Origin of the sequence: Kitasatospora sp. NPDC059462, assembly GCF_042749955.1 — a bacterium.
In the GTDB taxonomy this organism is placed as follows: domain Bacteria; phylum Actinomycetota; class Actinomycetes; order Streptomycetales; family Streptomycetaceae; genus Kitasatospora.
Genome location: NZ_JBHYUU010000371.1, coordinates 1 through 2,601, shown reverse-complemented (window position 1 = coordinate 2,601; position 2,601 = coordinate 1). Strand labels below are relative to the sequence as shown.

Genomic DNA, 2,601 nt, shown 5'->3' with positions numbered 1-2,601 from the left:
GGTCGTCGGCTGCTTCTGTTGTGTATACGTCCCCGCCCTAGTACCCCGCCGGCCGCGGGGGGGGCTCCGGGCGCGTCGGGGGTGGCGGGGGGCGGCCGCCGCCGCGGCCCGGTCGGGGACCGGCGGCGGCGGGCAGACGGCCCGGCGAGATCCCCGTCTCAGCTACGCGCGTAGCCCGCGACGGTGTTTCGGAGGCCGTCCGACCAGCCGTTATGGTGGTGACGGTCAGCAGCTCCCACGGGTTCCCCGGGCGCCCGCGTCGCGGCGGGTTCTCCAGGAGTTCCCCCTCGCTCGACCTGCCGTTCGTAGTGGCCCCACCGCCGGTGGACGTACCAGCGCACGGCGCCCGACCTACGGAGAATCGCGCAGTGGCCGCCGCCCCCGCCCAGCTCTTCCCGCCCCGTACGCCCGGACCGGCCCGTCTGGTGGTGCTGGTCTCCGGCTCCGGCACCAACCTCCAGGCGCTGATCGAGGCCGCCGCCGACCCCGCGTACGGCGCGCAGATCCTCGCCGTCGGCGCGGACCGCGAGGCCATCGCCGGCCTGGAGCGCGCCGAGCGCGCCGGCCTGCCGGTGTTCGTGCACCGGGTGAAGGACCACCCGGACCGCGCGGACTGGGACCGCGCGCTGACCGCCTCCGTGGCCGGGTACCAGCCGGACCTGGTCGTCACGGCCGGCTTCATGAAGATCCTCGGCCCCGAGTTCATCGCGGCCTTCGCCGGACGGATCGTCAACACCCATCCCGCGCTGCTGCCCTCCTTCCCCGGCGCCCACGGCGTCACCGACGCGCTGGCGTACGGGGTGCGGGTCACCGGCTGCACCGTCCACCTGGTCGACGCCGGCGTCGACACCGGGCCGATCATCGCGCAGGGCGTCGTGGAGGTCCTCGACGCCGATCACGCCGATGGCGGCGAGGCGCTGCATGAGCGCATCAAGACAGTCGAGCGCAAGCTGCTCGTCGACGTCGTGGGCCGGCTGGCCCGCGAGGGTCACCGCATCGAGGACCGAAAGGTATGGATTCCGGCATGAGCGCCGCCCCCACCACCACCCCTCCCGTCTCCGAGAACGTCCGGCCGGTGCGCCGCGCCCTGATCAGCGTGTACGACAAGACCGGCCTGGAGGAGCTGGCCCAGGGCCTGCACGCCGCCGGGGTCGCCATCGTCTCCACCGGCTCCACCGCCGGCCGGATCGCCGCCGCGGGCGTCCCGGTGACCGAGGTCTCCGAGCTCACCGGCTTCCCCGAGTGCCTGGACGGGCGCGTCAAGACGCTGCACCCCCGCGTGCACGCCGGGGTGCTGGCCGACCTGCGCCTGGAGTCGCACCGCGCGCAGCTGGCCGAGCTGGGTGTCGAGCCCTTCGACCTGGTCGTGGTGAACCTCTACCCGTTCAAGGCGACCGTCGCCTCCGGCGCCACCCCGGACGAGTGCGTCGAGCAGATCGACATCGGCGGCCCGAGCATGGTCCGCGCCGCCGCCAAGAACCACCCCTCGGTGGCCGTGGTGGTCGACCCGGCCCGCTACCAGGACGTGCTCGCCGCCGTCCGGCAGGGCGGCTTCGACCTGCTGACCCGCAAGCGGCTGGCCGCCCAGGCCTTCGCGCACACCGCCGCCTACGACGTCGCGGTGGCCAACTGGTTCGACGAGTCCGGCTACACCGGGACCGAGGACGCCTTCCCGGCGTTCCTGGGCTCGGCCTTCGAGCGCCAGAACGTGCTGCGCTACGGCGAGAACCCGCACCAGGGCGCCGCGCTGTACACCGACGGCAGCGGTGGCCTGGCCGGTGCGCAGCAGCTGCACGGCAAGGAGATGTCGTACAACAACTACGTCGACACCGACGCCGCCCGCCGCGCCGCCTACGACCACGCCGGCCCGGCCGTCGCGATCATCAAGCACGCCAACCCGTGCGGCATCGCGACCGGCGCCGACGTCGCCGAGGCGCACCGCAAGGCCCACGAGTGCGACCCGGTCTCCGCGTACGGCGGCGTGATCGCCGTCAACCGCCCGGTCACCGTGGAGCTGGCCGAGCAGATCGCCCCGATCTTCACCGAGGTCGTGGTGGCCCCCGGCTACGAGGACGGCGCCGTCGAGGTGCTGGCCCGCAAGAAGAACCTGCGGGTGCTGCTCGCCGCCGACGCCCCGGCCAACCGCCAGGAGGTGCGCCCGATCTCCGGCGGCGTGCTGCTCCAGGACGCCGACCGGGTGCACGCCGAGGGCGACGACCCGGCGACCTGGACGCTCGCCACCGGCGAGGCGCTGTCCGAGGACGAGCTGGCCGAGCTGGCCTTCGCCTGGCGGGCCTGCCGGGCCGTCAAGTCCAACGCGATCCTGCTGGCCAAGGACGGCGCCTCGGTGGGCGTCGGCATGGGCCAGGTCAACCGGGTGGACTCCTGCAAGCTCGCGGTCGAGCGGGCCGGCGAGCGGGCCAAGGGCGCGTACGCGGCCTCCGACGCCTTCTTCCCGTTCGCGGACGGCCCGGCGATCCTGATCGCCGCCGGTGTCCGGGCGATCGTCCAGCCGGGCGGCTCGATCCGCGACGAAGAGGTGATCGCGGCCGCCGCCGAGGCCGGGGTGACCATGTACTTCACCGGTACCCGGCACTTCTT

The 2,601-nt window shown here is 74.0% G+C and carries 2 protein-coding genes; both read left to right on the top strand.

Annotated elements, in window-relative coordinates; genetic code table 11:
• Positions 1-368 precede the first annotated feature (368 nt).
• Positions 369-1,028 (top strand): phosphoribosylglycinamide formyltransferase, encoded by a 660-nt coding sequence (purN, locus tag ACFXAM_RS38495; protein WP_380298564.1) that lies wholly within the window; start codon positions 369-371, stop codon positions 1,026-1,028.
• Positions 1,025-2,601 (top strand): bifunctional phosphoribosylaminoimidazolecarboxamide formyltransferase/IMP cyclohydrolase (gene purH, locus ACFXAM_RS38490; protein WP_380298563.1); only part of this gene is annotated, 1,577 nt, incomplete at its 3' end. The genes purN and purH, both read left to right, overlap by 4 nt.